Origin of the sequence: Streptomyces sp. NPDC101118 (assembly GCF_044759445.1) — a bacterium.
GTDB lineage: Bacteria > Actinomycetota > Actinomycetes > Streptomycetales > Streptomycetaceae > Streptomyces.
Genome location: NZ_JBIVZG010000005.1, coordinates 50934 through 77051, shown reverse-complemented (window position 1 = coordinate 77051; position 26118 = coordinate 50934). Strand labels below are relative to the sequence as shown.

The 26118-nt window shown below is 70.0% G+C and carries 24 protein-coding genes; 18 read left to right on the top strand and 6 right to left on the bottom strand.

The annotated features are described in order from the left end of the window. Nucleotides 1-41: 41 nt before the first annotated feature. The 15 genes from ACIQUQ_RS11425 to ACIQUQ_RS11355 all read left to right on the top strand — a co-directional run bounded on the left by ACIQUQ_RS11425 (nt 42) and on the right by ACIQUQ_RS11355 (nt 13497). A complete protein-coding gene (locus tag ACIQUQ_RS11425) occupies nt 42-887 on the top strand; it encodes a hypothetical protein (RefSeq protein WP_403974017.1) in 846 nt (281 codons plus the stop codon). A gap of 239 nt (nt 888-1126) precedes the next feature. Further along, entirely contained in the window at nt 1127-1828 is a 702-nt protein-coding gene (cpaB, locus tag ACIQUQ_RS11420; RefSeq protein ID WP_403974015.1) for a Flp pilus assembly protein CpaB, read from the top strand. 7 nt (nt 1829-1835) lie between these two features. After that, on the top strand, nt 1836-3146 hold the full coding sequence (locus ACIQUQ_RS11415) for a CpaE family protein (RefSeq protein ID WP_403974012.1): 1311 nt from the start codon (nt 1836-1838) through the stop codon (nt 3144-3146). Between the two features lie 3 nt (nt 3147-3149). After that, a complete protein-coding gene (locus ACIQUQ_RS11410) occupies nt 3150-3536 on the top strand; it encodes a TadE family protein (protein ID WP_403974010.1) in 387 nt (128 codons plus the stop codon). A gap of 1 nt (nt 3537) precedes the next feature. After that, nucleotides 3538-3909: a TadE/TadG family type IV pilus assembly protein gene (locus ACIQUQ_RS11405; protein ID WP_403974008.1), complete on the top strand. Its 372-nt coding sequence runs from the start codon at nt 3538-3540 to the stop codon at nt 3907-3909. An 8-nt stretch (nt 3910-3917) separates the two neighbouring features. Continuing rightward, nucleotides 3918-5255 carry a CpaF family protein gene (locus ACIQUQ_RS11400; RefSeq protein ID WP_403974006.1) on the top strand — a complete coding sequence of 446 codons (1338 nt, stop codon included), beginning with the start codon at nt 3918-3920 and terminating at the stop codon, nt 5253-5255. Nucleotides 5256-5281: 26 nt separating this feature from the next. Continuing rightward, the gene (locus ACIQUQ_RS11395) at nt 5282-6220 is read left to right on the top strand and encodes a type II secretion system F family protein (RefSeq protein ID WP_403974004.1); all 939 of its coding nucleotides are present in this window, start codon (nt 5282-5284) and stop codon (nt 6218-6220) included. Nucleotides 6221-6233: 13 nt separating this feature from the next. Then, on the top strand, nt 6234-7121 hold the full coding sequence (locus tag ACIQUQ_RS11390) for a DUF5936 domain-containing protein (RefSeq protein ID WP_403974510.1): 888 nt from the start codon (nt 6234-6236) through the stop codon (nt 7119-7121). Between the two features lie 3 nt (nt 7122-7124). Beyond that, on the top strand, nt 7125-8438 hold the full coding sequence (locus tag ACIQUQ_RS11385) for a sensor histidine kinase (RefSeq protein WP_403974002.1): 1314 nt from the start codon (nt 7125-7127) through the stop codon (nt 8436-8438). 53 nt (nt 8439-8491) lie between these two features. Then, nucleotides 8492-9388 (top strand): response regulator, encoded by an 897-nt coding sequence (locus tag ACIQUQ_RS11380; RefSeq protein WP_403974000.1) that lies wholly within the window; start codon nt 8492-8494, stop codon nt 9386-9388. Nucleotides 9389-9585: 197 nt separating this feature from the next. Further along, complete coding sequence (locus ACIQUQ_RS11375) at nt 9586-9819, top strand: hypothetical protein (RefSeq protein WP_403973998.1); 234 nt, start codon at nt 9586-9588, stop codon at nt 9817-9819. Then, the gene (locus tag ACIQUQ_RS11370) at nt 9819-10439 is read left to right on the top strand and encodes a pilus assembly protein TadG-related protein (protein ID WP_403973995.1); all 621 of its coding nucleotides are present in this window, start codon (nt 9819-9821) and stop codon (nt 10437-10439) included. The genes ACIQUQ_RS11375 and ACIQUQ_RS11370 overlap by 1 nt, the downstream gene beginning before the upstream one ends. Before the next feature lie 33 nt (nt 10440-10472). Further along, on the top strand, nt 10473-11069 hold the full coding sequence (locus ACIQUQ_RS11365) for a hypothetical protein (RefSeq protein WP_403973993.1): 597 nt from the start codon (nt 10473-10475) through the stop codon (nt 11067-11069). Nucleotides 11070-11073: 4 nt separating this feature from the next. Further along, complete coding sequence (locus ACIQUQ_RS11360; RefSeq protein WP_403973991.1) at nt 11074-11733, top strand: OmpA family protein; 660 nt, start codon at nt 11074-11076, stop codon at nt 11731-11733. 273 nt (nt 11734-12006) lie between these two features. Then, nucleotides 12007-13497 (top strand): hypothetical protein, encoded by a 1491-nt coding sequence (locus ACIQUQ_RS11355; protein WP_403973989.1) that lies wholly within the window; start codon nt 12007-12009, stop codon nt 13495-13497. Here the strand turns inward: ACIQUQ_RS11355 and ACIQUQ_RS11350 are convergent. Both ACIQUQ_RS11350 and ACIQUQ_RS11345 read right to left on the bottom strand, forming a co-directional pair. After that, complete coding sequence (locus ACIQUQ_RS11350; protein ID WP_403974508.1) at nt 13494-14081, bottom strand: Uma2 family endonuclease; 588 nt, start codon at nt 14079-14081, stop codon at nt 13494-13496. The two genes, ACIQUQ_RS11355 and ACIQUQ_RS11350, sit on opposite strands and share 4 nt — an antisense overlap. 58 nt (nt 14082-14139) lie before the next feature. Further along, nucleotides 14140-14748, bottom strand: a complete 609-nt coding sequence (locus ACIQUQ_RS11345) for a TetR/AcrR family transcriptional regulator (protein ID WP_403973986.1) — start codon at nt 14746-14748, stop codon at nt 14140-14142. Nucleotides 14749-14883: 135 nt separating this feature from the next. Here ACIQUQ_RS11345 and ACIQUQ_RS11340 point away from each other — a divergent pair, with 135 nt between their 5' ends. Further along, complete coding sequence (locus ACIQUQ_RS11340) at nt 14884-15294, top strand: nuclear transport factor 2 family protein (protein WP_403973983.1); 411 nt, start codon at nt 14884-14886, stop codon at nt 15292-15294. Between the two features lie 10 nt (nt 15295-15304). On the opposite strand, the gene ACIQUQ_RS11335 is transcribed toward ACIQUQ_RS11340, so the two are convergent. The 4 genes from ACIQUQ_RS11335 to ACIQUQ_RS11320 all read right to left on the bottom strand — a co-directional run bounded on the left by ACIQUQ_RS11335 (nt 15305) and on the right by ACIQUQ_RS11320 (nt 18008). Next, nucleotides 15305-15862, bottom strand: a complete 558-nt coding sequence (locus ACIQUQ_RS11335) for an RICIN domain-containing protein (RefSeq protein ID WP_403973980.1) — start codon at nt 15860-15862, stop codon at nt 15305-15307. A 161-nt stretch (nt 15863-16023) separates the two neighbouring features. Then, a complete protein-coding gene (locus ACIQUQ_RS11330; protein ID WP_403973977.1) occupies nt 16024-16851 on the bottom strand; it encodes a hypothetical protein in 828 nt (275 codons plus the stop codon). Nucleotides 16852-16955: 104 nt separating this feature from the next. Next, on the bottom strand, nt 16956-17147 hold the full coding sequence (locus ACIQUQ_RS11325) for a hypothetical protein (protein ID WP_403973975.1): 192 nt from the start codon (nt 17145-17147) through the stop codon (nt 16956-16958). 9 nt (nt 17148-17156) lie between these two features. Then, a complete protein-coding gene (locus tag ACIQUQ_RS11320; RefSeq protein ID WP_403973972.1) occupies nt 17157-18008 on the bottom strand; it encodes a helix-turn-helix domain-containing protein in 852 nt (283 codons plus the stop codon). Nucleotides 18009-18276: 268 nt separating this feature from the next. Between ACIQUQ_RS11320 and ACIQUQ_RS11315 the strand changes: the two genes are divergently transcribed. Further along, a complete protein-coding gene (locus ACIQUQ_RS11315) occupies nt 18277-18801 on the top strand; it encodes an ATP-binding protein (protein WP_403973969.1) in 525 nt (174 codons plus the stop codon). A gap of 284 nt (nt 18802-19085) precedes the next feature. Continuing rightward, entirely contained in the window at nt 19086-26117 is a 7032-nt protein-coding gene (locus tag ACIQUQ_RS11310) for a restriction endonuclease fold toxin (RefSeq protein WP_403973967.1), read from the top strand. Nucleotide 26118 lies beyond the last annotated feature (1 nt).

Below are 26118 nucleotides of genomic sequence, written 5' to 3'. Positions count from 1 at the left end.
ACGTGTGCGCCCGCGGTGAACGGGGTGAACGGGGGATTCACGTGCCGACCGCCATCGCAGTCACCAGTGCCGACCTGGTGCTGCCCGCTCCGGACCGCCACACTCCGCCCGCGGTGACCCTCCAGTCCCCGGAGGCCGTGGACCTGGAAGGCTCGCTCGCCGAGACGGCGGCGTTGCTGGAGCGCCACGGCTACCTGGTCGTGGTCGTACCCAGCTCGCTTCCGCCCGCTTTCGTCCGCCGCCTGCACACCGTCCGGGCGATTCTGGAGAGTGACCGGATCGCACTGCTCGACATCGATCTGCCGCCCCTGGGCATCGCCCTGCTGGTGCGTCAGCTCCGTCAGCTCTCGATCTGCGACTTCAGCCCCGGCGTCCTGGCCTCGGCCGCCCGGCTGCTGGCCCACTACGTCTACGCCGGCGCGCTGCTCGGCACCGTGGCCCGGCTGGACCGCGTACCGGTCAGCCTGAAGAGCCACGCCAAGTCCTGGATGCCGGGCTCCCAGTTCGCCGTGCTCGCCAACCCGCAGCCGCGCCTGGTCCGCCTCGGCGCCCAGGGCGCGGAGCCCCTCCCGGGCCCCGACTTCGGCACCCAGCTCACCTTCGCCCGCGGCCAGCTGACCTCCGAGTGGGTGGCCGCCGAACTCGCTCCCGCCTGGCAGGTCCAGGGGGTACTGGAGAGCCCGCTGCCGGCCGACTCCGCCCGCTGGTGGGGCACCCCGCGCCTGGTGGAGTTCGCGGCCGCCATCCCCGACATCTCCGTGCTGTACCAGCTGGTGGCGTCCGTACGCCGGGCCGACTGCCACTGGTGCGGCCTGGAACTCATCGGCGACCGCTGCGGCTTCTGCCAGGCCCCGCTCGCCCCGCCACCGCTGGCGTCGGCCTCGTAGGCGTGCGGGGCGTCCGGCCGCCGCAACGGCCGGTGGGGCGCCCCGCAAGGCCGCCCGGGAGCCGGAGCCCCGCGCCCGCCCCGACTCGACCGGAACCCGACCCACCCCCGACCCACCCCAGACCCCGACCCGAGACCCACCGCCCAGAACCCGAACCGCCCCGAACCCGAACCGCCCAGAACCGCCCTCACGTCCGAGCACCACCCGCCCGACTCACGACCGACGAGGTAGCCCGGCTCATGAACTCACGCCAGCGACGCGGTGTCATCCTGCTCCTCCTCTCCGTCCTGTGCGCCTTCGCGGCCTTCGTCGGAGTCCTCTCCGTGATCAGCGACGTCAACTCCAAGGTCGGCCCCGAGGCCGTCGCGTACCGCGTGAAGAGGGACATAGCCCCGTACGCGGAGCTGTCCGCCGCCCAGTTCGAGCAGGTCAAGATCCCCAAGCGCTGGCTGCCCGACACCGCGGTCACGGACATCGCCGCGGTCGAGCGGAAGACCGCACTCACGACGCTCCAGGCCGGCTCGCTGCTCCAGGCCGACATGATCGTGGACCGGCCGCAGCTCAAGACGGGCGAGCAGGAGATCGCCATCATGATCGACGCCGAGACGGGCGTGGCGGGCAAGATCCACCCGGGCGACAAGGTCAACATCATCGCCACCTTCGAGGGCAAGAAGGACGGTGCCCCGGACGTCTCCAAGATCATCGTCACCAACGCCCGCGTCCTGAACGTCGGCAAGCTGACCGCCCTGGAGAACGAGGGCGACCGCCGCAGCTCCTCCGAGGCCGTCCCGATCACCTTCGCCCTGGAGACCAAGGACACCCAGCGCGTCGCGTTCGCCGAGTCCTTCGCCGAGCACGTCCGGCTGGCCCTCGTCGCCCCTGGCAGCGACACCTCCCTGACCCCCGCCGAACGCATGTACACCCTCGAAGGGGACAAGTGAGGCCCGGATGACCACACGTATCCTCCCGGCGGTCGGCGACCCGGACGCCGCCCGCTCCATCACCACCCTCCTCAGCCAGCTCCCGTCCGCGGAGCCCGGCGCGCCCGTCACCGACTCCACCTCCCTGCTCGACACGCTGGCCCGCCTCGCGGCCGAGTCGATCGAGGAGCTCCCCGAGGTCGTCCTGGTCCACGAACGCATCGGCCCGGTCCCCGCCCTCGAACTCATCCGCGAGGTCGCGCTCCGCTTCCCGGCGGTCGGCGTCGTGCTGGTCACGGCGGACGCCGGCCCGGCCCTCTTCTCGGCGGCCATGGACTCGGGCGCCCGCGGCCTGATCGGGCTGCCCCTCTCGTACGAGGAGCTCGCCGCCCGCGTCCAGGCCGCCGCCCAGTGGTCCGTGGGCGTACGCCGCCACCTGGGCCGCGGCGGTGACGTGTTCACCGGCCCCGGCGGCTCCGTCGTCACCGTCACCGGCGCCAAGGGCGGCGTCGGCACCACCTTCGCCGCCGTCCAGTTCGCCCTGGCCGCCGCCGCGTCAGGCCGCCGTACCGCCCTGGTGGACATGGACCTGCAGGCCGGGGACGTCGCCTCGTACCTGGACGTACAGTTCCGCCGCTCGATCGCGGACCTCGCCGGGATCCAGGACATCTCCCCGCGCGTCCTCCAGGACGCGGTGTACGACCACAGGACGGGGCTGGCCCTGCTGCTGGCCCCCGGCGACGGCGAACGCGGCGAGGAGGTGAACGACCGTGCGGCCCGGCAGATCGTGAGCGCCCTGAGGAACCGGTACGAGCTGGTCGTCATCGACTGCGGCACGCAGATGAACGGCGCGAACGCGGCAGCGGTGGAGATGGCCGACGTCGCCGTCCTGGTGACCACCCCCGACGTGGTGGCGGTCCGGGCGGCCAAGCGCATGGTGCGCATGTGGGAGAGGCTCCAGGTCAGGAAGGCGGAGGAGACGGCGATGGTCGTCAACCGCTACACCAAGCACACCGAGATACAGCCCTCGCTGGTCGAGAAGATCACCAAGACGAAGGTGGCCCGCATCGCGGTCCCGGCCGCCTACAAGGAACTCCAGGGCGTCGTGGACGCGGGCCGCGTCCAGGACCTCGACAACCGGTCGACGGTCAAGCAGGCCCTGTGGGGCCTGGCGGGCGAACTGGGCCTGACGAAGACCCCGGACGACCAGCCCCAGGCCCCTACGGGCCGCGGCGGCCAACTGGCCCTCCGCGCGGGCGGCGGCGACCGCGGCTCGATCGGCCTGTGGAAGCGCCGCGGCACGGGAGCCCCGGCACTGCCGGCGGGGGAGGGGGACTGAGCCATGTCCGGGATACGGAGGCTCCGGCCCGCGACCGGCGCGGACCGGGGGCAGACGGCCGTGGAGTTCGTGGGCACTGTGCCCTGGATCATCATCCTGGGCCTGGCAGTGTGGCAGTGCGTGCTCGTCGGCTACACGATCAGTCTGGCTGGAAACGCCGCGGACCAAGGGGCCCGTGCCGGGGCCGCCCATGGTGCCGCCGCGTGCGACGCGGCCGCGAAGCGGCATCTGCCCCGTCGGTGGAACACCCCGTCGGTGTCCTGCGAAGAGCGGGCCCAGATCTACAAGACCGAAGTGGTCCTCCGGGTGCCTGTGCTAATTCCAGGGGTACTTGACTTCCCCGTGGACGTTCCAGGCCACGCCGGAGCTGCACGGGAGGAGTCGGATTAGCGTGCGCTCACGATCAGGCCGCGACCGCGGTCAGGTGGCCATCGAATATGTCGGCTGGCTCCCGCTCCTGCTGCTGGTGGCCCTCATCGGCATCCAGGTCGGCCTCGTCTCGTACGCCGCGCAGGCGGCTGGCACGGCGGCACGTACCGCAGCCCGCGTGGAATCCCTCCATCCGGAGCAAGGCCGGACCGCCGGTGAGGCGGCCGTCGGCGAGACCTGGGCCAAGCGATTGACCTGGGACCAGGCCGACGCCGGCGGCACCGCGGTCACGTTCACCGCCAGGGTCCAGATTCCTTCGATCGTCCCGGGGCTCCGGTTCGACGACGCCGTGCGGACGTCCACCATGCCCAACGACGTGCCCGGCAGGAGCTGATCCGCACCATGAGTCTGCGCTCACGCGTGAACAACCCGGACGAGCGGTACAGTGCCCGGGAGGACGGTCACCTCGTCGCCTCCTACCGGGCCAAACTGCTGGAGGAGATCGACCTAGCGGAGATGTCCTCGCTCGCGGCCACGGATCGCCGCGCGCGACTGGAACGGGTCCTCGGGCACATCATCAGCCGGGAAGGCCCGGTCCTCTCCACAGCCGAGCGCTCGCAGCTGATCCGCCGGGTCGTCGACGAGGCGCTCGGTCTCGGCGTGCTGGAGCCATTGCTCGAGGACGCGTCGATCTCCGAGATCATGGTCAACGGCCCAGACCAGATCTACGTGGAGCGCGGGGGCCGGGTGGAGCAGCTTCCCATGCGGTTCGCCTCCCACGAGCAGCTGATGCAGACCATCGAGCGCATCGTCTCCACCGTCAACCGCCGTGTGGACGAGGCCAACCCGATGGTCGACGCCCGCTTGCCCAGCGGCGAGCGCGTGAACGTCATCATCCCGCCGCTGTCCCTCACAGGCGCGACGCTCACTATCCGGCGCTTCCCGCGTGCCTACACGCTCCGGGAGCTGATCGGTCTCGGCTCGCTCGACGAGCAAATGCTCCTGCTTCTGGCAGGCCTAGTGCAGGCGAAGACCAATGTGATCGTCTCGGGTGCCACCGGTACCGGCAAGACGACCCTGCTCAACGCCCTTTCCGGTCTGATCCCCGACGGCGAGCGGATCATCACCATCGAGGACTCGGCCGAGCTCCAGCTGCAGCAGTCGCATGTGATCCGGCTGGAGAGCAGGCCGGCGAACGTCGAGGGCAAGGGTCAGATCACCATCCGCGACCTGGTCCGCAACTCCCTCCGCATGCGTCCCGACCGCATCATCGTCGGCGAGGTCCGCGGCGGCGAGACCCTCGACATGCTCCAGGCCATGTCCACCGGCCACGACGGCTCGCTCGCCACCGTCCACGCCAACAGCGCCGAGGACGCGCTGATGCGCCTCCAGACCCTTGCCTCCATGTCGGAGGTCGAGGTGCCGTTCGTGGCGCTCCAGGACCAGATCAACAGCGCTGTCGACGTGATCGTCCAGCTCACCCGCCATGCGGACGGCTCCCGAAGGATCACTGAGATCGCGATCCTCGATTCGCACGGCCGAGAGCCGTTCCGCATCACGTCGGTCTGCCGCTTCCTCGCCCAGCCCATGGCCACGGACGGGCGCGTGTACGGCCACTTCGAGTACTACCCGTTGCCCCGACGCGTCGCGGATCGCCTGTACATGAACAACCAGCCGATCCCGCAGGCGTTCGGCGTCGCCGTGACAGAGGACCAGCTCGCCACCCGAGTAGCCGTCTAGGAACCAGAGGAAGCCGACCACCTGTCATGAACAACTTTGTGCTCATCACGATTGGTGTGACGCTGCTGAGCTGCGTCTTCGTGGTCATGGGTGTGCACACCTATTCCGCGGGACGGGCCCAGCAGGCGGCTCTGGTGCGGCGCCTCTCGTCGGCGGGCGAGCTTGGCCATGCGGGACGCCAGCGCCGCTTCCGCCGTGTGGATCGCCGTCTGCGGAGGACCAAGCTGGGCCGCCGGATCGAACTCAAGTTGGGAGCGACCGGCCTCGACTTCACTCCGGGCGAGTTCTTCGTCTACACCCTCGCAGGAATCGTCGGTGTCTGGGCGATCGCAGCTTCCCTGCTCGCGTCGTTCTTCGGCCCTGTTGCCGCTCTGATCGCACTTTGGGGCGCCAACGCCTTCCTCAACTGGCAGCGCGCCAAGCGCACGGAGAAGTTCATCAACCAGCTTCCCGACCTCACTCGGATCCTTGCCAACGCGACACAGGCCGGCCTGGCTCTGCGTACGGCCATCAGCATGGCAGCCGAGGAACTGGAGGCACCGGCAGGCGAGGAACTGGGGCGCGTGGCCAACCGCCTCGCAGTCGGCCATTCCATCGACGACGCGCTGAGCGAACTCTCCGAACGGCTCCCGTCCCGCGAACTCGTCGTGTTGGTGACCACTCTGGTGCTTTCCAGCCGTGCGGGCGGAGCCATCGTCGGTTCGTTGCGCAACCTCACCGTGACCCTGGAACAGCGCAAGGAGACCCGCAGAGAGGTGAAGACGCAGCTGTCCCAGGTCACCGTCACGGCGTACGCCATCCCCGTGATCGGGATCGGCTCGCTCCTCATGCTCGACGCGATCATGCCCGGGGCGCTCGACCGGATGACCGGTGCGTTCATCGGTCAGACGGCCGTCATCGTGGCGATCGGGCTCTACACGGTCGGTTTCGCCCTCATCCGCCGCATGTCCAAGATCGACGTCTGAGGGGGTCGACGTGATCGCTCTGCTCTTGGCCCTCCTCATGGCTGTGTGTGTCATAGGGATGTTCCAGGGTGTCCGCATGTACCGGGCGGACGCGAAACTGCCCTCCGACCTCGTCTTGGCGTTGGAGGTCGGATCCACTCGCACGACGGCTGTCGGCTCGGGGATCGACCGCCTCGGCATCCGATGGGCTCCCACGGTTCTGCGGCTCATGGGCCCCAAGCGGGTCGACAAGAAGCGCAAGCAGATCGACATGGCGGGCAATCCGGCCGGCCTGACGATCGACCGCTACGCCGCCCGACGGGCCGTGTACGGAATTCTGGGCGCGGCGGCCGCGCTGTCGATGCTGCTGCGCGGACAACTCGTGCTCGCCCTGCTGATGGTCGCCTTTGGCCTGTTCTGGATCGAGGTCGGCCTCTGGTCGGCTGTCAGGGTGCGCAGGGACCACATTGAGCGAACCCTCCCAGACTTCCTCGACGTCCTGGCAGTCGTGGTCAGCGCAGGCCTCGGATTCCGACAGGCTTTGGAGCGGGTGGCAGACAAGTACGAAGGCCCCTGGGCGGACGAGCTGCGGATAACACTTCGGCAGATGGACATGGGCGTCAGCCGCCGCCAAGCCTTCGAGGAGCTCCGGCGCCGGAATGACTCGGAACAGGTGGCCCAGTTCGTCACGGCACTCCAGCAGGGTGAGGAACTTGGCTCGCCGATCGTCGAGACTCTGATCCAGATCGCCGACGACATGCGCCGCACAGACGCCCAGAACGCCCGCCGCAAGGCCGCCAGGGCCGTACCCAAGGCGACATTCGCGGTGACCACGTTCATGCTCCCCGGCACGCTCATTCTGCTCGTCTGCGGATTCGTCTACGGAGCCAACGTGGACTTCGGCTCCTTCACGGCCGGGTGACGCGTGGGCGCCCACCTGACCCAGCCCACGATCCAGCTGCGCCGACCGTTGCGGGAGCTGGACGCACCCGCCCGGCCGGGAGTGGTCCAGCACCCTGCGCCGGCCCTCTCGATTCAGGTCAACGCCCTGCAGGCCATGTGCCGCCAGGTGTTCGGCTTCCGCCTCGCCATGATCGCTCTGGGCGCACCCTTCGCGCTGGGTCGTACCGCCCCGGGCCTGGCCACATGGCTCGTGGGCGCGGCCGTACTGGTCACGTTCATGGGCTCGTATGTGCTCTTCCGCGACTGGGAGCGCTTCGGGCCGATGCTCTTGAAGTACCGCTGGGTGCTGGCTGTCGACATGTTCTTCAGCACCCTGCTGCTGATAACCGCGACCCCTGAATCCCCGCTCGGCTTCGTCATCGTTTGCACACCGTTGCTGGCAGGACTGGTGTACGGCTGGCGGGGGTCGGCCGTCTATGCCGCCCTGCAGGCGGTGGCTGTGGCTGGCGCGTACTCGGTTGACTCAGATCTGAAAGCCACGGCCGTGGGGGCCGTCATGCTGCCGGGGCTCTGTCTCATCGCGGGCGCCGTGGGCGTGGCCCTGCGCAACCTCCTCTTCCGCTTCGGCACCGCCAGCCAGGCGCTCACCGAGACCCGCGCCCGCCTCGCCGTCACCGAGGCCGTGGGCGAGGAGCGGTCCCGCCTCGCACGGGAGATGCACGACTCGGTGGCCAAGACCCTGCACGGCCTCGCCCTCGCCGCGGACGGGCTGGCCGCCTCGGCCGGCCGCATGGACCCGCTCACGGTGAAGCACCAGGCCGAGGTGGTGGCGCGCGCGGCCCGCCGGGCGGCCGCGGAATCGCGCGAACTGCTGGCCGACCTGCGCCGCGACGGAGACCTGGACGGCGGCGTCCAGGTCGGGGAGGAACTCGACGCACGCGTACGTGACTTCGGTGCGCGGACCGGCATCCCGGCCGAGTTCCGCCGCCTCGGATCCACTCCCGTCCCCGCCGTACCGCACACCGTCGCCCGCGAACTCCTCACCGTCGCCTCCGAAGCGTTGGAGAACGCCCACCGGCACGCCCGGGCCCGGCACGTGGTGGTCGAAGCAGGCATCGTCAACAGCCTGCTCCGCATCAGCGTGCTGGACGACGGGACGGGCCTGCCGCCCGGCACCACCCTCGAAGAACTCCGCAGGTCCGGCCACTTCGGCCTGGTCGGCATGGTCGAGCGCGCCGCCTCCATCGGCGCCCGCATCCGCATCGGCCGCGGCCGCACCGCCTCCGGCACGGAGGTACGCCTCGACCTCCCGGTGGCGGCCCTGACCCCGCACTAGAACCGCACGTTCCCGCTCACGTCCCCGCAACCCCACGAGAGGAGGCCGCACCCATGCCGGACGACCCGTTCCACGTATCCCAGCACAGCAGCTCCGGAGCCGCACCGCTCCGCTCCGAGCACACGCCCGCCCACGTGCCGGTCCCCCCGCCGGCCGCGGCGTTCCCCGATCCCTTCCAGTCCCCTCCGCTCCGCGTGGTCGTCGCCGACGACAACCCCGTCGTACGGGCGGGCCTCACGGTCCTGCTCGGCGGCCGCGCGGACATCGAGGTGGTCGCCGAGGCCACCGACGGCCGCCAGGCCGTCCAACTCGCCCAGCAGCACCGGCCGGACGTGGTCCTGCTCGACGTGCGGATGCCGGGTGTCGACGGCATCTCCGCGCTGCCGTACCTGGTGCAGATCGCTCCCGTGATGATGTTGACGTACAGCCGCGAGAACGAGATCGTCCGTGAGGCGCTGAGGCTGGGCGCCGGCGGGTACCTGGTGCACGGCGAGTTCACCGCCGACCAGCTGGTGCACGCCGTACGGGACGTGAAGGAGGGCCGGGCCCACTTCACGGCGACGGCCGCGAGTGCGTTGCTGGCGCAAGTGCGGGAGGGGGTGACGGGCCGGGGTCCGCTGCCGGAAGGGTTGGGGCAGGTCTTTGCGACGGGTATTCCGTATGCCGGGATTCCTCAGCACACCCCTTCGCAAACGCAACCGCATATGGCACAGTCTTCTGAGCGGGCACACAATCGCACCGGTTTCGGGCTGAGTTCGAGGGAGGTGGAGATCATGGACCTGATCGCATCCGGGATGAGCAACCAGCAGATCGCCGCCACCTGCTTCATCAGCGAGAAGACGGTCAAGAACCACATCAACCGCATCTTCGCGAAGCTCCACACCGCCAGCCGCAGCGAGGCCATCGCGGTCTGGCTGGGCACGGCCCGCCCGGGGGTGGGCCATGCGTGAGCGTCACCCGGGCCCGGGGGCCCTAATCGTAGATTGGGCCCGACAGTGGGCCCTGGGGCCCTCCAGCGGGAAGGTGCTCCGGCCGTACGTTTCCAGTGTCGAAAGCGCGACCGGCGAACAGGCCGGGAAGCGCGACGACTCTACCGAGACTTGCGCGTCGGCCGATCACCGGTCGGCCGGACCGGGAGGGGAATCCCATGTCGAACAACACGATGCTCAAGGCCACGGTGCGCGTGAACGGCTGGGCCGACACGGCGGTCGCACGTATCCAGAAGCGCTACGCGGCGAAGGACCGGGGGCAGACCGCCTTCGAGTACTTGGGCATCATCCTGGTGGTCGTGGCGCTGATCGCGGGGATCGTCGCGTCTGGCATCGGCGGCGCGATCACCGCTCGGATCACCGGACTCGTCGGGTCCATCACCGCTGGCTGATGCTCCGTCTCGCTAATCGCGACAAAGGGCAGGCTTTCCCCATCTATGCGTGGATGGTGGCGGGCCTGCTCTTTCTTGCGCTTGCCTTCTTCGCCGTCGGCCAAGCGGCCGCCAAGCGAAACGGTGCGCAGGGGGCTGCTGATGCGGCGGCGCTGGCGGCTGCTCAAGAAGCCAGGGACACTCTCGGCCCTGGCTGGCATCTGGGCCTACTGGACCGAGATGGATGGGAAGCCATGCTCGACGGCAAGGCCTTCTCGGCTGCGCAGTCCTGCGCAGCCGCTGAGGATTTCGCGGCGGCGAACTCGGCGCAGGTGGTAGCTGGAGGGTGTCACGTCGCCACTCCGCGGTTTCATGTCGCTGTCCAGACCACAAGCGCGGTGGGCAACTCTGTAGTTCCCGGCACTGAAAACATCCATGCCAAGGCCAGCGCCACTGCAGTGATCGAACCCCGCTGTGAGATCGGGTCGTGGACCGACCCCCCGCCGGACAGCGACTCGGACCGTCCGTCAGGCCCCTTCGAGATCACGTGCAAGGGCCGCCCGGTGCGCATCGACCCCAGCGACCTTGACCCCTGGCGCACCCTCGCGAAAGTGCTCTTTGATGTGCGCTTGGCCGACTGACAGCAAATCGAACGAGACAAGGAACCGTCATACATGAGCATTCGGAGCACTACGAAGGCCCGCCGGGGGGCGGCCGCCATCGCCGTGGCGGCCGCATTGGTCCTCGCCGTGTCCGGTTGCGGAGGGGATGGCGGTAGCGAGCCGGAGTCGAAGTCGCCGTCCAAGTCCGCTGATGCTCAGAACTCCAAGCCAACGATTGACCCGTCGAGCGAAGGCGCCAGCGAGCCTCGGATGAAGCTTGCTGAGGTCAAGGGGACGGGTGGGGTGGTATTCACCATCAACGAAGCCAAGCGCGATGCTGGTGGGTTCCTCACTGTCAGCGGAAGCATCACCAATGAGGGAGATTCGCCTGTCAACACCTCGCCGTGGGCAGGGATCGAGGTGGATGTAGTCTCCAAGAATCCAAACTCGGTCGCGGGAGCCACGCTCGTCGACAAGCTGGGGAAGAAGCGCTACTACACGCTCCGCGACACAGACGGGCGTTGCCTCTGCACGACTGGCTTGGGTTTGGCCATGCCGAAGAAGACGCTCAACGTCTTCATGCAATTCCCGGCTCCGCCAGAGGGGACGGCTGAGGTCGACTTCAGCCTTCCCACCTTCGCGACGGCGACTATCAAGATCTCCGGGTGACGATATGGCCGACAATGCCAAGCCAGGACGTGCAAGGCCAACACATCTGGTCGCCACCACCGCCGCTGCGGTGCTGTTCATTGCCGGAGCGCATGTACTTGGTGCAACGTCGGTACGCGCGGATGACAAGCCGTCGGTTCCGCCGGGCACGGAAGCCGACGCCGAGGCACCCGTGCCGATCGACTCCAATTCGCCGGGGCTGAAGCTGCCGCAGGGTGCCACCCTGGCGCCTCCCAAGGTGCTCGACATCGCTCAGGTTGTTGAGGACCTAGGGGGCGAGGAGCGCCGTGAGGACACCAATGAGACCGTGATGATGGCGTTGCAAGCCGAGGTGCTGTTCCCCAAGGACAGCGCCGTCCTCAACGCCCGGGCCACCGCCCGCATCCAGGCCATCGCCGCCGAGATCAACAAGCAGAAGGCCACCAAGGTCCGCGTCTTCGGGTTCACCGACAACCTCGGCACCTACGAGCACGGCAAGGTGCTCTCCAAGCAGCGCGCCGACGCCGTCCAGCGACAGCTCGCCAAGGACCTCGACCCCGGCATCACCTTCGACATCCGCGGCTACAGCGAGGACTACCCGATCGCCGACAACGGCAGCGAGGAAGGCCGCAAGAAGAACCGCCGCGTCGAGATCTCCTTCCCGCGCGGTGAGGGCGGGCAGTAGCAAGGGAAGTAGTACAGGAACGAACAGACGAACCAACCGACCTCCGCACCGTCGGTCCATGTCAGAACCGGCTCCGCCACCCACCCGGCGGGGCCGGTTCTGGCACGCGTACGTGTACGTGCACACCCGCACACCGCACACCAGACAGACGCAACGGGCGCCAGCCGAGGGGGAGACGAAGCGATGGCCGGTTCGGGGAGACGTTCGACCACCGGGGCAGCAGCCCCGGCATTCGCGTACGGGGGAGGGGGACCGCGGGCCCACGACCCCGGGATGCCCACGCAGCTGAGGGCCGTGGTCGTGCTGCTCTACGTGCTGTTCGGGTTCACGCTGCTCGGCGCCGCCGGCATGCTGCTGGCCCAGGGTCGGCTGGACGGTGCGCTGTTCGGCAGCCTCGCCGTCACCGCCGCGCCCGGGCTGCTGGCCTGGGTGCTGGCCCGGCTGGTCAGGACCGGTGGGCTGGTGGTCTGGGCCGGCATCGTGCTCGTACAGGCCTGGCTGCTGCTCTTCGCCGCCGCCACTGCCCTCCGCGGCGACCTGCGCGGCTACAGCCAGCTCCTCGTACCGCTCCTGATCGTCCTCGCGCTCGCCCACCCCGAGAGCCGCGCCTGGTTCGGGATCGGACGCGGAGGAGGAAGGGGCGGGGACAGGGGTCAGAGTGCCGTCGAATACCTGGGCATCGTCCTCGTCGTGGTCGTGATCATCGGTGCGATGGCGGTCAGCAGTGTGGGCGGCCAGGTCACCGGCCGGCTTGAGCAGGCCGTGTGCGCCCTGGGCGGTGGCGGGTCCTGTGGCGGAGACGGTACGGGCGACCTCGCCGGCAAGCCGCTCATCAGGCCGCCGTGGCCCGACCCCACCGGCGAGCCCGGCCCGGGCGAGGGCAGCGGCCGCCAACGCGGGGAGGACGACAGCTCCGACGGCCGGCGGCGCGCGAGCGGCGGCCTCGAAGGCGGCAGCACGGCGGCCGGCCTGGGCGGCGGCGCCATCGGCGGCGGCGGGGGAGCGCTGGGTGGCGTCGGGGCCGGTGCCGTGGGCGGCGGCGGTGGAGGAGCGCTCGGCGGCGTCGGAGGCGGTGCCGTGGGCGGGGGCGGCGGCGGAGCCCTGGGCGGCGCCGGCGGAGGCGCGGCCACCACGGAGGGCCAGCGGGCCACCAACGGCGGTACGGACGGACGGCGGCACGCCACCTCAGGCGGCACCGAAGGACAGCGCGGCATCGGCGAAGGCGGCCAGGAAGGCACCCGACGCCGGGCCGGTGACTTCCTCCAGGACGCCGGCGCCATCCTCATCCCCGGGTACGGCGCCGGAGGCATCGGCGGCGTCGGGGGCGGCGCAGGAGTCGTCGGCGCCGGAACAGGCACCGGCATCGGCGGCGGCATCGGCGGCGGCGCAGGAGCAGTCGGCGCCGGCAACGACAACGGCCTCGGCACGGGCACCCCCGGCACCGGCGACCGGAACCACATCGCCGGCGCCGCGGGCGAGGTCGGCACCCTCGCCGACCAGGCCGAACGCGCCGCCCGCGAGGCCCGGCAGGCCCGCGAGGCGGGGGACGCGAAGGCCGCCCGGATCGCCGCCGCGGAAGCCGCCCGCCGGGCAGCGCAGGCGGCCGCCACCCTGGAACGCGAGAAGGACTGCATCGGCGGCCGGCAGGTGGCCGGCCTCTGCAACGCCACCCCGGCCGAACTCGCCGCCATGGACCGCGCCCGCCAGGCCGAGGCCGACGCGAAGGCCCAGGCCGAGAACGCCGAACGCGAGCGCCGGGACTAGGACCCGGCGGACGCGAACGTGGACGTGTCGAGCTCGAAGCCGAACGGCTCGGGGACGCGCAGCGGCTCCCCGAACGAGACCGTCGTCCTGGACCGGTAACCGTGCGGAGAGGGGTCGGAGAAGCAGGTGATCTCCGACTCCTGCATGTCCACGACCAGGTACACCGGCACCAGCCGCCCGTACACGTCGAGCTTCTCTTCCCAGTCCGCGTCCTTCGTCGACACGGAGGTGAACTCCGCGACCAGGGAGAGAGCCTCCCCGTCAGCGTGCCGTCCGTCGGCGTCGAATGCGGACTCGTCCACCACGTAGAGATCCGGTCCGAAGGCGCGGTGTGCGCCCGGGAACGAAAAGAGGAACGGCGAAGTGTCGGCAAAGTGGCCCTTCGGGGCCTGCGCCTGGAGCTGCGCGCGCAAATCACGCATGGGCCTGGAATAGCGCAGCTTGGACCACGGTGACACGATGATCTTCCCCCGGATGAGCTCGGCCTTGAAGCCGTCTGGCGTGTCCATCTCCTCGACCGTGCGCAGGAGCGCGTCGAAGGTCGGCGGTGTCGCCGTCTCTATGGGTGTGGCCTGCTCGGTCATGCGGGTCACCGGAGTCCTCCGCCTGGCGGTTCTGGGTGCTGGTCCCTGCCCTGTTTCCTCAGGTTAGTGCGCCCCGGGCCGCGCCGCCCGGGTCCTGGCCCGCACCCCTCGTCCGGGTGAGGAGCAGTTCCGCCACCTCCCGCGCCTGCGCGGCGGGCGCTGCCGTCAGGGCCGGGGCCACCCCCGCCACCACCGTCGCCCCCTCCACCAGCACCATCAGCCGGTCGGCGAGGCCGTCACCCCCGCCCGCCCCCTCGGCCAGCTCGACCAGGAACCCCCGCAGCCGCGCCTTGTGGGCCCGTACGACCTCGGTCACCGCCGGCACCGCGGTGCCCAGCTCCCCGTACGCGTTCAGGAAGGCGCACCCGCGGAAGCCCGGCTCGGCGAACCACTCGCCCAGCCAGTCGAAGACGGCGAGCACCCGCTCGCGGGCGTCCGGGCGCGCGAGTACGTACGTGCGCAGCGAGGTCGTCCACCGCTCGTCCCGGCGCTCCAGGTACGCCGCCACGAGCGCCTCCTTCGCAGGGAAGACCCGGTACAGCCGCTTGAGCGGGACGCCGGACTCGGCGCGCAGCCGGTCCATGCCGACGGCCTGCACGCCGTGGGCGTAGAAGAGCGCCTCGGCGGCGTCCAGCAGGCGGGTCCTGTCCTCGGTGTCGGTGCTCATGCCGCCATTATCGCTTGCGCGGAGAACGGCCGTTCTCTAGGCTCCGGACAGAACGGAGAACGATCGTTCTCCAATCTCTCCCCGACCCCTCCCCGACCCCTCTCCGACCCTCCCCGCCCCCCGAAGGGATCCGCCATGAACCCGCGCCCGCCCCTGCCGCCGTTCACCGAGGAGTCCGCCCGCGCCAAGGTCCAGGCCGCCGAGGACGCCTGGAACACCCGCGACCCCGAGCGCGTCGCCCTCGCCTACACCGAGGACTCGGTCTGGCGGAACCGCGACCGCTTCCTGACCGGCCGCGACGAGATCCGCGCCTTCCTGCGCGAGAAGTGGCAGCGCGAGCTGGACTACCGGCTGCGCAAGGAGCTGTGGGCGTACACCGGCAACCGCATCTCGGTCCGCTTCGAGTACGAGTGGCACGACGCGGACGGCCAGTGGTGGCGCAGCCACGGCAACGAGCAGTGGGAGTTCGACGGGGACGGGCTGATGCGCCGCCGCGAGGCGAGCATCAACGACGTCCCCATCGACGAGACCGACCGCCGGCTCTGACCCCTCGCCGTCAGCTGTAGAGCGACCAGTGGTGGTCGTCGCTGTCGCTGCAGTAGTAGAGCGTGAGCTTCGCGTCGTTGCCGCCGGTCCGCACCCCGTCCACGTCCAGGCACAGCCCGCTGGCCTGGTTGACGAGCCAGAAGTGCCCGTCGGGCCGCTGGGAGAGCCAGTAGAGCTGGTTGTCGCCGCTCGGGCGGCACCAGTACTCGGTGACCACGGTGCCCGCGGCGACCGGCCCGTAGTTCGGGACGTCCAGGCAGAGGCCGTCCTTCGCGTTGCGGATCGTGTACTGGAGGTACCCGCCGATGACGCCCTGGTAGTCGAAGTGAAAGAGCTGGTTGTCGCCGGAGGTGCCGTTGCAGGTGTACTGGTAGACGCCGCCGTTGACCGTGCCCGGGCCGTAGTTCGGGAGGTCGACGCACTTACCGGTGACGTTGTTGAAGATCAGGTACGGGCCGGCCGCGAGGGCCGCCGCGGACGCCTCGCCCGTGGGGCCGAAGGCGAGCAGCGCGACGGCTGCGGAGAAGGTGGCGCCTAACCGTGCGATGCGCCTGCCGAGCTTCTTCATGGGGCTGGGTTCCTTCCGTGGTGCGTGGACGTACGGAATGACCTGGCGCCCGGAATGCTGTCGCGCCCCCGGCCGGCGTGCGGCGGGGGCGCGGGGGAATGGCCGGTTCCCGGGCCGGGTCCGACCGGCCGCGAGCTGTTGACGGGGCCCAGGGCCCACACTTACGCCTTGACCCGGATCCCGTTCTCGTCGCAGGGGAGGGGCCGGCCCGGGTGGTCCTCGGCGAAGTCCTCGGTGATGTCGCCGGCCGTGTCGGCCATCGCCTCGCTCGTGATCCTGATGCTGCCCGAGAACGGCCGGTCGATGTCCTCGATGAGCAGCAGCGACCCGGTGAACAGCGCCGCCAGCACCACGAGCAGTGCCAGGTGCGCGGGTCCGCGCTTGCGGGGCAGCCCGAAGGCGAAGGCGCCGACGGTGGCGGCGAGCGAGAGCACCATGAACCAGTACACGACCGACGGGATCGCGGGCGCCGCCTCCGAGAGCCGGGTCTGACGGGCGACGGACCGCTGGTCGTCGGCCTCCACGAGGAGGGGGAACGACGTGTCGTCCCCCTTCTGGGCCAGGGCCTTGAACTGCCGGCGGAACTCGCCCGACCAGACCGACGCCTGGGGCGCCTTCACGCCGTTCCCGTCCATCGTGGGCCACTCGTACGTGATGATGGCGCGCGCGTAGCAGACGGCCGCACCCTGGAGTCCCTCGCGCTGGGGCTCGGGGGCGTAGTCGGCCACCTCGTACAGCTGGTCCACGCGGTGCGCCTCCGCGCCCACGGCGGTGCCGGCGGCGCCGTACGACTCCGCCGCGACGACGATCACGAAGGCGACCAGCAGCACGGCGAGGGTTTCGAGCGGGCTGATCAGGTCGCTGACCGATGCCTCCTCCCCGTCGTCCTCCCCGTCCGCGTTGACGTGCCGACGGCGCCGCAGGTGGTTGGCGAGCAGGCCGCCGACCAGGGCGACGGCCATGATGGCGATGGTGATGTACGTGGACATGGGCGGCCCCGGGTAGGCGGTCGTTCTGTTCCGGCTCCCACCGCACCACGCGGTCCCGCCCGGTGCGCGACGGGTGCGCCGGGTGGCCTACCGTCCCGTCCGGCCTACAGCAGGTGGTCCGCCTTGCCTGCCTTGATGTCGCGGATCAGCTGCCGGAGGGCTTCGCCGGAGTCGGTGAGGTACCGCTCCTCGCTCCCGGCGACCGCGATGTAGCTGTTCCCTTCGGCGTCAACGCCGATGCGGTAGCAGCTCGCGCCTTCGGCGCAGAAGGGTTCTTCCCAGACGATGTCGGCCATCGGGTCTCCTCAGAGTTGGCGAGCCAGGTGGTGGATGAAGTCCCGCGACGCCTCCGGCGTCAGGCTGAGCCGCTCCATCCATTCCAGGTGGGCGCGGTACTTGGCGAGCTGGGCGTCCGCGTGGAGGAAGTCGGGACCGTGGGTGCTGTCCACCTGGACGGTATCGAGCTGGGGCACCCGGCCCTGTACGTAGTTGACCGTCTGGCCGGCGCCGGGAAAGCCGCCGGCTTCGAACGTCAGCACGCGCAGGATGACGTTGTCGTGCTCGGACATGTGCAGCAGGTGCTCCAGTTGCGAACGGGCCACCTTCGGGCCGCCGAACTGCATACGCAGGGCCGCCTCGTGCACCATGCCCCGGTATTCGGGTGCGCCGACGCCTTCCAGCACCTGCTGCCGTTCCATCCGAAGGGCCAGGCGCAGCGCCAGCTCCTGCTCGGGTAGGGCAGGCACCGCAAACCGGAAGATCGCGAGTGCGTGGTCGCTGGTTTGCAGGAGCCCGGGAATGTGCACGGAGTGCGCGTAGTGCATGCGGCTCGCGTGCGCTTCCAGTTCCGCGATGTCCAGCAACGCCGCCGACAACGACCCGCGGTACCGCTCCCACCAGCCCCGCTGCCGCGGCTGTGCCATCTCCACGAGGGCGGCGATGTACTGCTCGTCGGCGCAGTCGCAGTGGCACGCCAGCGTCCGCAGGCGCTCCTCGCTGATGGTGCGGATGCCCGACTCGATGGCGGACACCTTGGAGCGGTCGACGCCCAGCAGGCCGGCCGCCGATTCGGCCGAAACCCCCGCCGCCAGCCGTATCTTGCGCAGCTCGGCACCGAGTCTCCGCTGCCGCTGGGTGGGTGACGTCCTCTGGGCCATGGGGGCAGTCTGCCCCGGCAGGTGGCGCTCGGGCCACGAGTTGGTCCAAGTTCCTTGATCGGGTGGCCAAAAGGCCACCCGCCGCTCTACATTGAGTAACGCACCGCTCACGCAACGGGAGTTGAAGCGCATCGGTTGGGTATGCCCATGCCTACCGACAGGCCACAACCACCCCACCCGCACCGTGAAGCCATTCGTGCGCGTCGAACTCGCCACGCCCCATCAGTCACGTATGCCACAAACGCCACGTCACTCAAGGGAGTCCGCGATGCTCAGCCCCTTCCTGCCCGCGTCCCGTGCGACCGGCTGCCCCGCCTCACCCCCGGCAGCAGCCCGTACGGACGCACCACCGCCCGAAGGGCTCGCGTGCAGCCTGACCGTCCCCGGGGAGCCGTACAGCGGGCGCATCGCGCGCAGCACGGTCACCGCCGCCCTCCGCGCGCACCGCATGGACCGCTTCGTGCCCGTCGCCGAACAGGTCACCGGCGAACTGGTGGCAGCCGCCTGCCACCTGAACCCCGGCCAGGAGCTCTACCTCTCCGCCCGCTACCGCGACGACGCGCTCCGGCTGATCGTCTACGACGGCCACGCGTCCCACGAGAGCCCGCGGCTCGCCGCCCTCTGCGAGGCCCGCCGCCGCTCCGCACTCCGCCTCCTCGCGGTCATCGTCCGCGAATGCGGCGGCGCCTGGGGCTTCGGCGACTCCCGCGAACCGGGTGGCGGCACCCGCACCTGGGTAACCCTCCCCCGCAAGGGCGCCCACGCCTACTGGACCCCGCAGACCCCCACCTGATGCCTGCGTGTCGGCCACTTCTGGCCGATTGTCTTCGCTAACGCAACGCCAGTAGGAACATCCCCTTGAAAACCGCTCTCCCATTCGATCGACCCCCTGTAGGTTGAGGCCGGTTGCCATGGAACGGGAGTTCGTCGCGTACGCGGCGAGGTGTGCGTTGCTCTGGGGAGGGCGTCATGGGATCTCGGGTTTCTGTGCGTTTGCGTTCGCTAGTTGTGCTGGGGCTGTCTCTGGCCCTTGCCGGAGGAGCGGTCCCGGCCCAGGCCTCGCCGCCACCGAAAGCAGTGAGCCCCGCGACTCCACCTGCCCGGAAGCTGCCGCTCGCCGGGCCCGCGGCTCCTCCGGCAGCAGAGGCCAGACCGGCCACGAGCGACGCGGTCTACGCGTACGACGCGGCCGGCAGGCTCGTCGGCATCACGGATCCCGGTGGCGAAACCGCCCGCTACCGCTACGACGCGGCGGGCAACCGTCTCGGAATCGACCGCTACCCCTCAAGCCGCGTTTCCGTGCTCTCCGTGGTCCCGCCGAGGGCCGCGAAGGGCCGGCAGGTCACCGTCTCCGGCACGGGCTTCTCCACCACGCGTGACGCCAACCTGGTCTCCGTAGGCGGCAAGACGGCCACGGTGGTTTCTGCGACGAAGAACCGCCTGGTCGTGACGGTGCCGTCGGGCGCGTCCGACGGCAAGGTCAAGGTGACGGTGTCCGGCGTCGCCGCCGAGTCGGCCGAGGTCTTCGCCCTCGCCGGTGCGGCGCCGTCCGTCACCAGGCTGACCCCGGTGACCGGGGGTGCGGGCGCTTCGGTGACCATCACCGGGTCTCGCTTCTCATCCACCCTCACCGCCAATGTCGTCCGGTTCAACGGCGTCGTTGCCGAGGTCGTCTCCCGGACCTCCACCAGCTTGACCGTGAAGGTGCCACCCGGCGCCACGACCGGTCCGGTCTCCGTGGCGACCGCTGACGGTCAGGCGTCGTCGACGCCAACGTTCACCGTGACCCGGTCCGTCGGTGAGGTCGAGTCGTCCGTCTCGACCTCGTACGACGACACCTCGCCTCCCTCCGTAAAGGTGGCCACCGAGGGGAACACGGCCGAGGTCCACTTCGAGGGTGAGGCCGGCGACGCCGTCGGCTTCGGCATCGACGCGTCGACGTTCAACGATGCGGTGGCGCTCAGGCTGTTCGACCCGCAGGGCAACCAGGTCGATTCCGTCGCGTACATCTCCGACGCCGACGAGAAGGCCGACTGGGAGGTCGGGCGACTGCCGGTCCCGGGCCGCTACACGCTCCAGCTGTCCCCGGGCGCCGGCAACACCGGACAGGCCAGGGTCACCGTGTCGCGGGCCGAGCAGGCGGCGCCGACCACGCCCACAGGGGCGTCGAGTGCTCTGAACAACACCCGGTTCGGCCAGGACATACGATCCGCGTTCGCCGGAACGAAGGGCCGGCACCTTTCGCTCGGCCTGACGGACAACAAGTTCACCGAGTCGATGCGCGTCAGCGTGTTCGCTCCCTCGGGCGTGGCGGTCCTGGATTCCGTGTACGTCAGCGCTGGGAGGTCCAGGGCACTCGGGCTGCCGGAGCTGCCCGAGACCGGTACGTACGAGGTGCTCGTCGACCCCATGTACGGCGCGACGGGATCGGCCTCGCTCACGCTCTCAGTCGACGTGGTGGCCAGGCCGGCGGTGGACGGTGCTTCGGCACGGGCCACGGTGAGCCGTCCGGGCCAGCGGGTGCGGGCTTCCTTCGCTTCGCCTGACGACGGCGTCATCGGGTTCGGCTTCACCGGCATCACCCTGCCGGAAGGAGTGGACCTCAAGCTGGTCAAGCCGGAAGGCAAGACCTCGTACTTCGGATCCCTGCCCGACGCCACCGAGGGCGTGGCCTACGCCGATGGGCTCGCCGCCGGGACCCATACTCTGATCGTGGAGCCGGACGAGGCGACCACCGGGGCGCTCGAACTGTGGTTCTCGAAGGCGGTCCAGCTCGGAACGCTCACACCAAACGTCCCCACGCTTGCCAAACCGGCCCGCCCCGGACAGCAGTTCCGCTTCGCGTACACGGCGAAGGCCGGTGACGGAAACAGCCTCCTCGTATCGGACTCCACGCTCGAATCCGCCCGGGTACTGACCCTCCGCCCCGGCGAGAAGACTCCGGTCAGCGACCCGGTCAGCGGCACGACGGACGATGTGGATCACCGCGGCCCGCTGGCTGCGGGGACGCACTCCATCGCACTCCTGCCGGGCAAGGTCGGGGGACAGGCCACGCTGACCCTCGTACCCGATGTCGCGGCGGGCGCCCTCGCCGCCGACGGTGACCAGCGCACGGCCAAGCTGACCAAGACCGGCCAGAACGCGCGGTACACCTTCTCCGGCACCAAGGGGCAGCCGCTCGCGCTCACCGTGGGCAGGGCCCCGGCTGCCTGGGAACTGTCCGTCCGACAGCCGGACGGCACGTTCCTGCACAGCGAGCGCTACGTGGCGAAGGAAGCAACGAGCTTCGCCCTCGACGTACTTCCGGAGTCTGGGACCTACACGGTCACGGCCGCACCGATCGGTCTGGAGACCGGCGACCTGACCCTCGGCCTGTCCAGGAGAACCGTCTCTGCGGTCAAGGCGGCCGCTCCGACCGAGCCCGTACCAGCCGGCCGGCTCGCTGAGGTTCCCTCTGGCCCTGACACCTGGCGGCCGAGCAGGACCAACCTCGCCGGGACCGACTGGCTCACCGGCAAGCCGGAGACAGCCACCCCCACAGCCACTGGATTGCGCGCACCCCCCGGCCACACGGCCCTCACCGGACGCGTCCTCAAGCTGGACGGCAAGCCGCTCCCCGGGGTCTCGGTCCGCGTTGGCGCCAGGACCGGCCGCACGGACGCCCAGGGCCGCTTCCTCCTCGACGGCATTGCCGACGACGCCCGCACGCTGGTGGTCGACGGCACCACGGCCAACACGGCGCAGCGCAGCTACGGCCGCTTCGACGTACACATCGAGCCCAAGGCCGGAGCCACGCGCGAGCTCGGCTTCCCGGTGTGGATGACTCCGCTCGACACGCGCAACACCGTCCGCTTCGAGGCCCCGGCCGAGCGGGAGGTCGTACTGACCACCCCGCAGATCCCCGGACTGGAGGTCCGCATCCCCAAGGGGTCGGTGGTCCGCGACGAGCGCGGCAGGCCCGTCACCGAGCTGGGCATCACCGCCATCCCGATCGACCGCGCTCCGTTCCCGCTCCCCAAGAACAGCGTCGTCCCCGTCTACTTCACGGTCCAGCCCGGTGGCACGTACGTCTTCCCGGAGGGCGCACAGGTCATCTACCCCAACTACACGCACGAGCCGCCCGGCACGCGCGTGGAGTTCATGGACTACGACCCGGCCAAGCGCGGCTGGTACGTCTACGGCCGCGGCCAGGTCTCCGCTGACGGACGCCAGGTCCTCCCCGACGCCACGACGCGCGTCTGGGCCTTCCACGGGGCGATGTTCAACATCTCCGACCTCATCCCGTGGGACATGTCCTGGCTCAAGGACGTGATCGACTGGCTCTCCGGCGACCCGGTCGACCTGAGCACCGGACTCCTCACGGACAGCCGCACCGATCTGGCCGTGGGCGGCGCCCTCGGCACGGCCGACGTCACCCGGACCTACTGGCAGGGCGACACCCGCAAGCGCGCCTTCGGCATCGGGCGCGACCTCTCGTACAACGCCTTCCTGCACTCGGAGAAGCAGTACCAGGAGGTCGACCTGTACGTGCCGGGCGGCGCGAAGGTCCACTTCAAGCGCACATCGCCGGGCACCGGCTACCTCGACGCGGTTTTCGAGCCGGTCGACACCCCGTCCGAGCTGCGCGGAGCGAAGATCGTCAACGACAAGGCGGGTGCCTGGGAGCTCCGCTTCCGTGACGGCGGCGTCTGGGTCTTCCCGCAGTACGCACCGCTCAAGGAGATCCGGGACCGGTACGGCAACGCCGTCAAGCTCACCCGCCTCAGCCGCGACAAGGGAGAGATCACCCGGATCGACGCGCCCGGCGGCCGCTGGGTCAGCCTCTCCTACGACACCCAGCACCGGGTGAAGGAGGCCAGGGACAACACGGGCCGCAAGGTCGCCTACGCCTACGACAGCGCCGGCCGTCTCGCCTCCGTCACCGACCCCGCGGGCAAGACCATCCGCTACACGTACGACGGCACCAGCAACCGCATCAGGACGGCGGTCGACGCCCGAGGCATCACCTACCTCACCAACACCTACGACTCCTCGGGCAGGGTCAGGAAGCAGACCCTGCCCGAGGGAGCCACGTACGACTTCACCTACACCGCGAACGCCGCCAAGAAGGTCACCGCCGCCACGGTCACGCAGCCGGGCGGCACGGTGCGGCGCGTGGAGTTCGACGCCTCCGGCTACGGCGTGTCCGACACGCAGGCCTACGGGACGAGCCTGGCCCGCCGTACGGAGTACGAGCGCGGCTCGTATCACCGCATCGACGCCGTTACCGACCCGTACGGCCGGCGCACCGAGCTGACGTACGACGCGAACGGCCACGTCACCTCGGCCAAGGAGCTGGCGGGCACGGCGGACGCCAGGACCACGGGCACCGCGGAGTACGGAGGTCCCTTCGACCAGGTCAGCAGGGCGACGGACGCACTGGGCAACGCAACGCGCTTCGTCTACGACGGGAAGGGCGACCTGCGGCAGGTCACCGACCCCGAGGGGCGCCTGACCACGTTCACGTACACACCCCGCGGTCAAGTGGCCTCCGTCGTCGACCCGGTCGGCGTGACGGTCTACGGCTACCAGGGCGGTGACCTCGTCTCCGTCCAGGACGCGGAGGGGCGCGTCAGCCGCCGGACCCTGGACGCGGCCGGCCGCGTCACCGCCCTCACCGACGAGGCCGGTTCACGTACCACCATCAGCTGGGACGCGCTCAACCAGCCGAAGAAGGTCACCGACCCGCTCGGCCACGCCATCGCCTACGGCTACGACGCCAATGGCAACCTCACCAGCGTCAAGGACGCGCGGGACAACAGCACGACCTGGACGTACGATCAGGCGGACCGGCCCAAGTCGGCTCGCGACCCGCTCGGCGCGGAGGCGACCTTCGCCTACGACGCGGCAGGACGGGTCAAGCGCGTCACGGACCGGCTCGGCAAGGCCGCCACGGCCACGTACGACCTGCTCGGACGCCCAAAGGAGGCGCAGTACGGCGTCAACCTCGCGGGCAAGGCCGAGTCCTCGGCCACCTACACGTACGACAAGGCCGACCTCCTCGCGAAGATCACGGACACCCGGCTCGGGACCTCGACGTTCGCCTACGACAAGTTGGACCGGCTCCGCTCGACCAGCGGGCCCTCGGGAACCGTCGCCTACACCTACGACGCGGCCGACCGACGCCTGACCATGACGGCGGCCGGCGCCAAAACGGCCTACGGCTACGACGACTCCTCCATCCTCACCTCCGTCACCAGCGGGTCCCAGAAGGTCACCTTCGGACTCGACGCGGCCGGCCGCGAGCGGACGGCGGCGCTGCCCGGCGGCATGCTGCGGACCACGGACCTGGACCGGTCCGGAGTGGTCAAGGGCATCACCTACGCGAAGGGCACGACGAAGGTCGGCGACCTGGCGTACACCCGGGACGCCAGGGGTCTCCAGGAGAGGCTGCGGGGCTCACTGGCCCGCGTTGCCCTGCCGGCCGCGGAATCGGGTTCGGTCTTCGGCAAGGACAACCGGCTCACCCGCTTCGGCGACCGTTCCTTCAGCTACGACGCGGAAGGGCAGCTCAAGAACGACGGGCTGCGCACCTACAAGTGGGACGCACGCGGCCGCCTGGCTGCGGTCACCAAGTCCGGACAGAACTCGTCCTTCGGGTACGACGCCCTGGGCAACCGCATCCAAGCGGTGATCGGCGGCGTCAAGCGAGGCTTCCTGACCGACGCATCGAACCCCTTGGTGGAGCAGACGGGTTCCGGCGCCACGGCGGCCACGGTGGCGACCTCCGGCCTGGACGAGTTCCTGACGCGTACCGAGGACGGCAAGACCCAGGTCTACCTGACGGACGCCCTGGGCACGGTCGTAGGCCTCGCCGACCCGGACGGCTCGGTGGCCACGCGCTACACGTACGACCCGTACGGCCAGCCCACCCGATCGGGGAAGTCGACCTCCAACCGGCACACCTTCACCGGCCGTGAGGCGGACGGCACGGGCCTCCTGTATTACCGAGACCGTTACTACGACCCGGAGACGGGCCGGTTCATCTCCCAGGACCCGAGCGGCTTCGCCGGCGGCCCCAACCTGTACGAGTACGCGCTCTCCTCGCCGACGACGTTCACCGACCCGACGGGCAACAACCCGCTGCTGCTCGGCTGCCTGGGCGGCGGGCTGATCGACGGCCTGCTCGACTGGGGCTCCCAGCGGCTCTCCAGCCGGAAGGTCAACTGGAGCCAGGTGGGCCGTTCGGCGGCCATGGGCTGCGCGATGGGCATGCTGGGCGCGTGGGGCGGTGCCAAGTGGGCAATGCCGGGCTGCGGCCTCGGCAACAGCTTCACTGCCGATACGCCCGTCCTGATGGCGGACGGCACCCGCAAACGGATTGCCGACGTGGCGGTGGGCGACCGGGTCCTGGCCACGGATCCGGAGACGGGCGAGACGGGAGCCCAGGCGGTCACAGCCCTGATCCAGGGCTCGGGCGAGAAGCAGCTCGTCGACCTGACCGTGGCCGCACCGGACGGCAAGCGCTCCACCCTCACGGCCACGTCCGGCCACCCCTTCTGGGTCCCGGCCACGTCGTCCTGGACGCCGGCCTCCGCCCTCACCGCGGGCACCTGGCTCCGGACGTCGGCGGGCACCCTGGTGAAGGTTGCGGCGGTCCAGCGCCACCAGGCCGCGGGCGACGTCTTCAACCTCACGGTTTCGGGGCCCCACACTTACTACGTCCTTGCAGGCCAGATCCCGGTCTTGGTCCACAACTGCAGCGGGATGAAAATCTCCGACACTGTACGCAAGTACATCGCGCAGGGGCAGTGGGGTAGAGCGGCTGACTTTCACTGGGAAGACTTGGTGAGGTTGCATACGGGCGGCGTGTCCAAGGTGATAGATGGGCGCGAGATCGACTCAGTCACCGACAATGCGCTCATTCAGGCGAAGCGGAGTTGGGCGGCCGTGAACCGACCGAAGAACTTCCTCAGCAAGTCGGTGCGGAACCAGATCAAGGGGACCATCGAGAGGGCGGGCGAGAGGGGTGTTCAGGCCGAGTTCTGGTTCAAATATGGAGTTCATAACACTGTGCGAGATTACATCGAGGGCAAGGGTGGGATCGTGCGTATCGGGCTTGGAGGGTGAC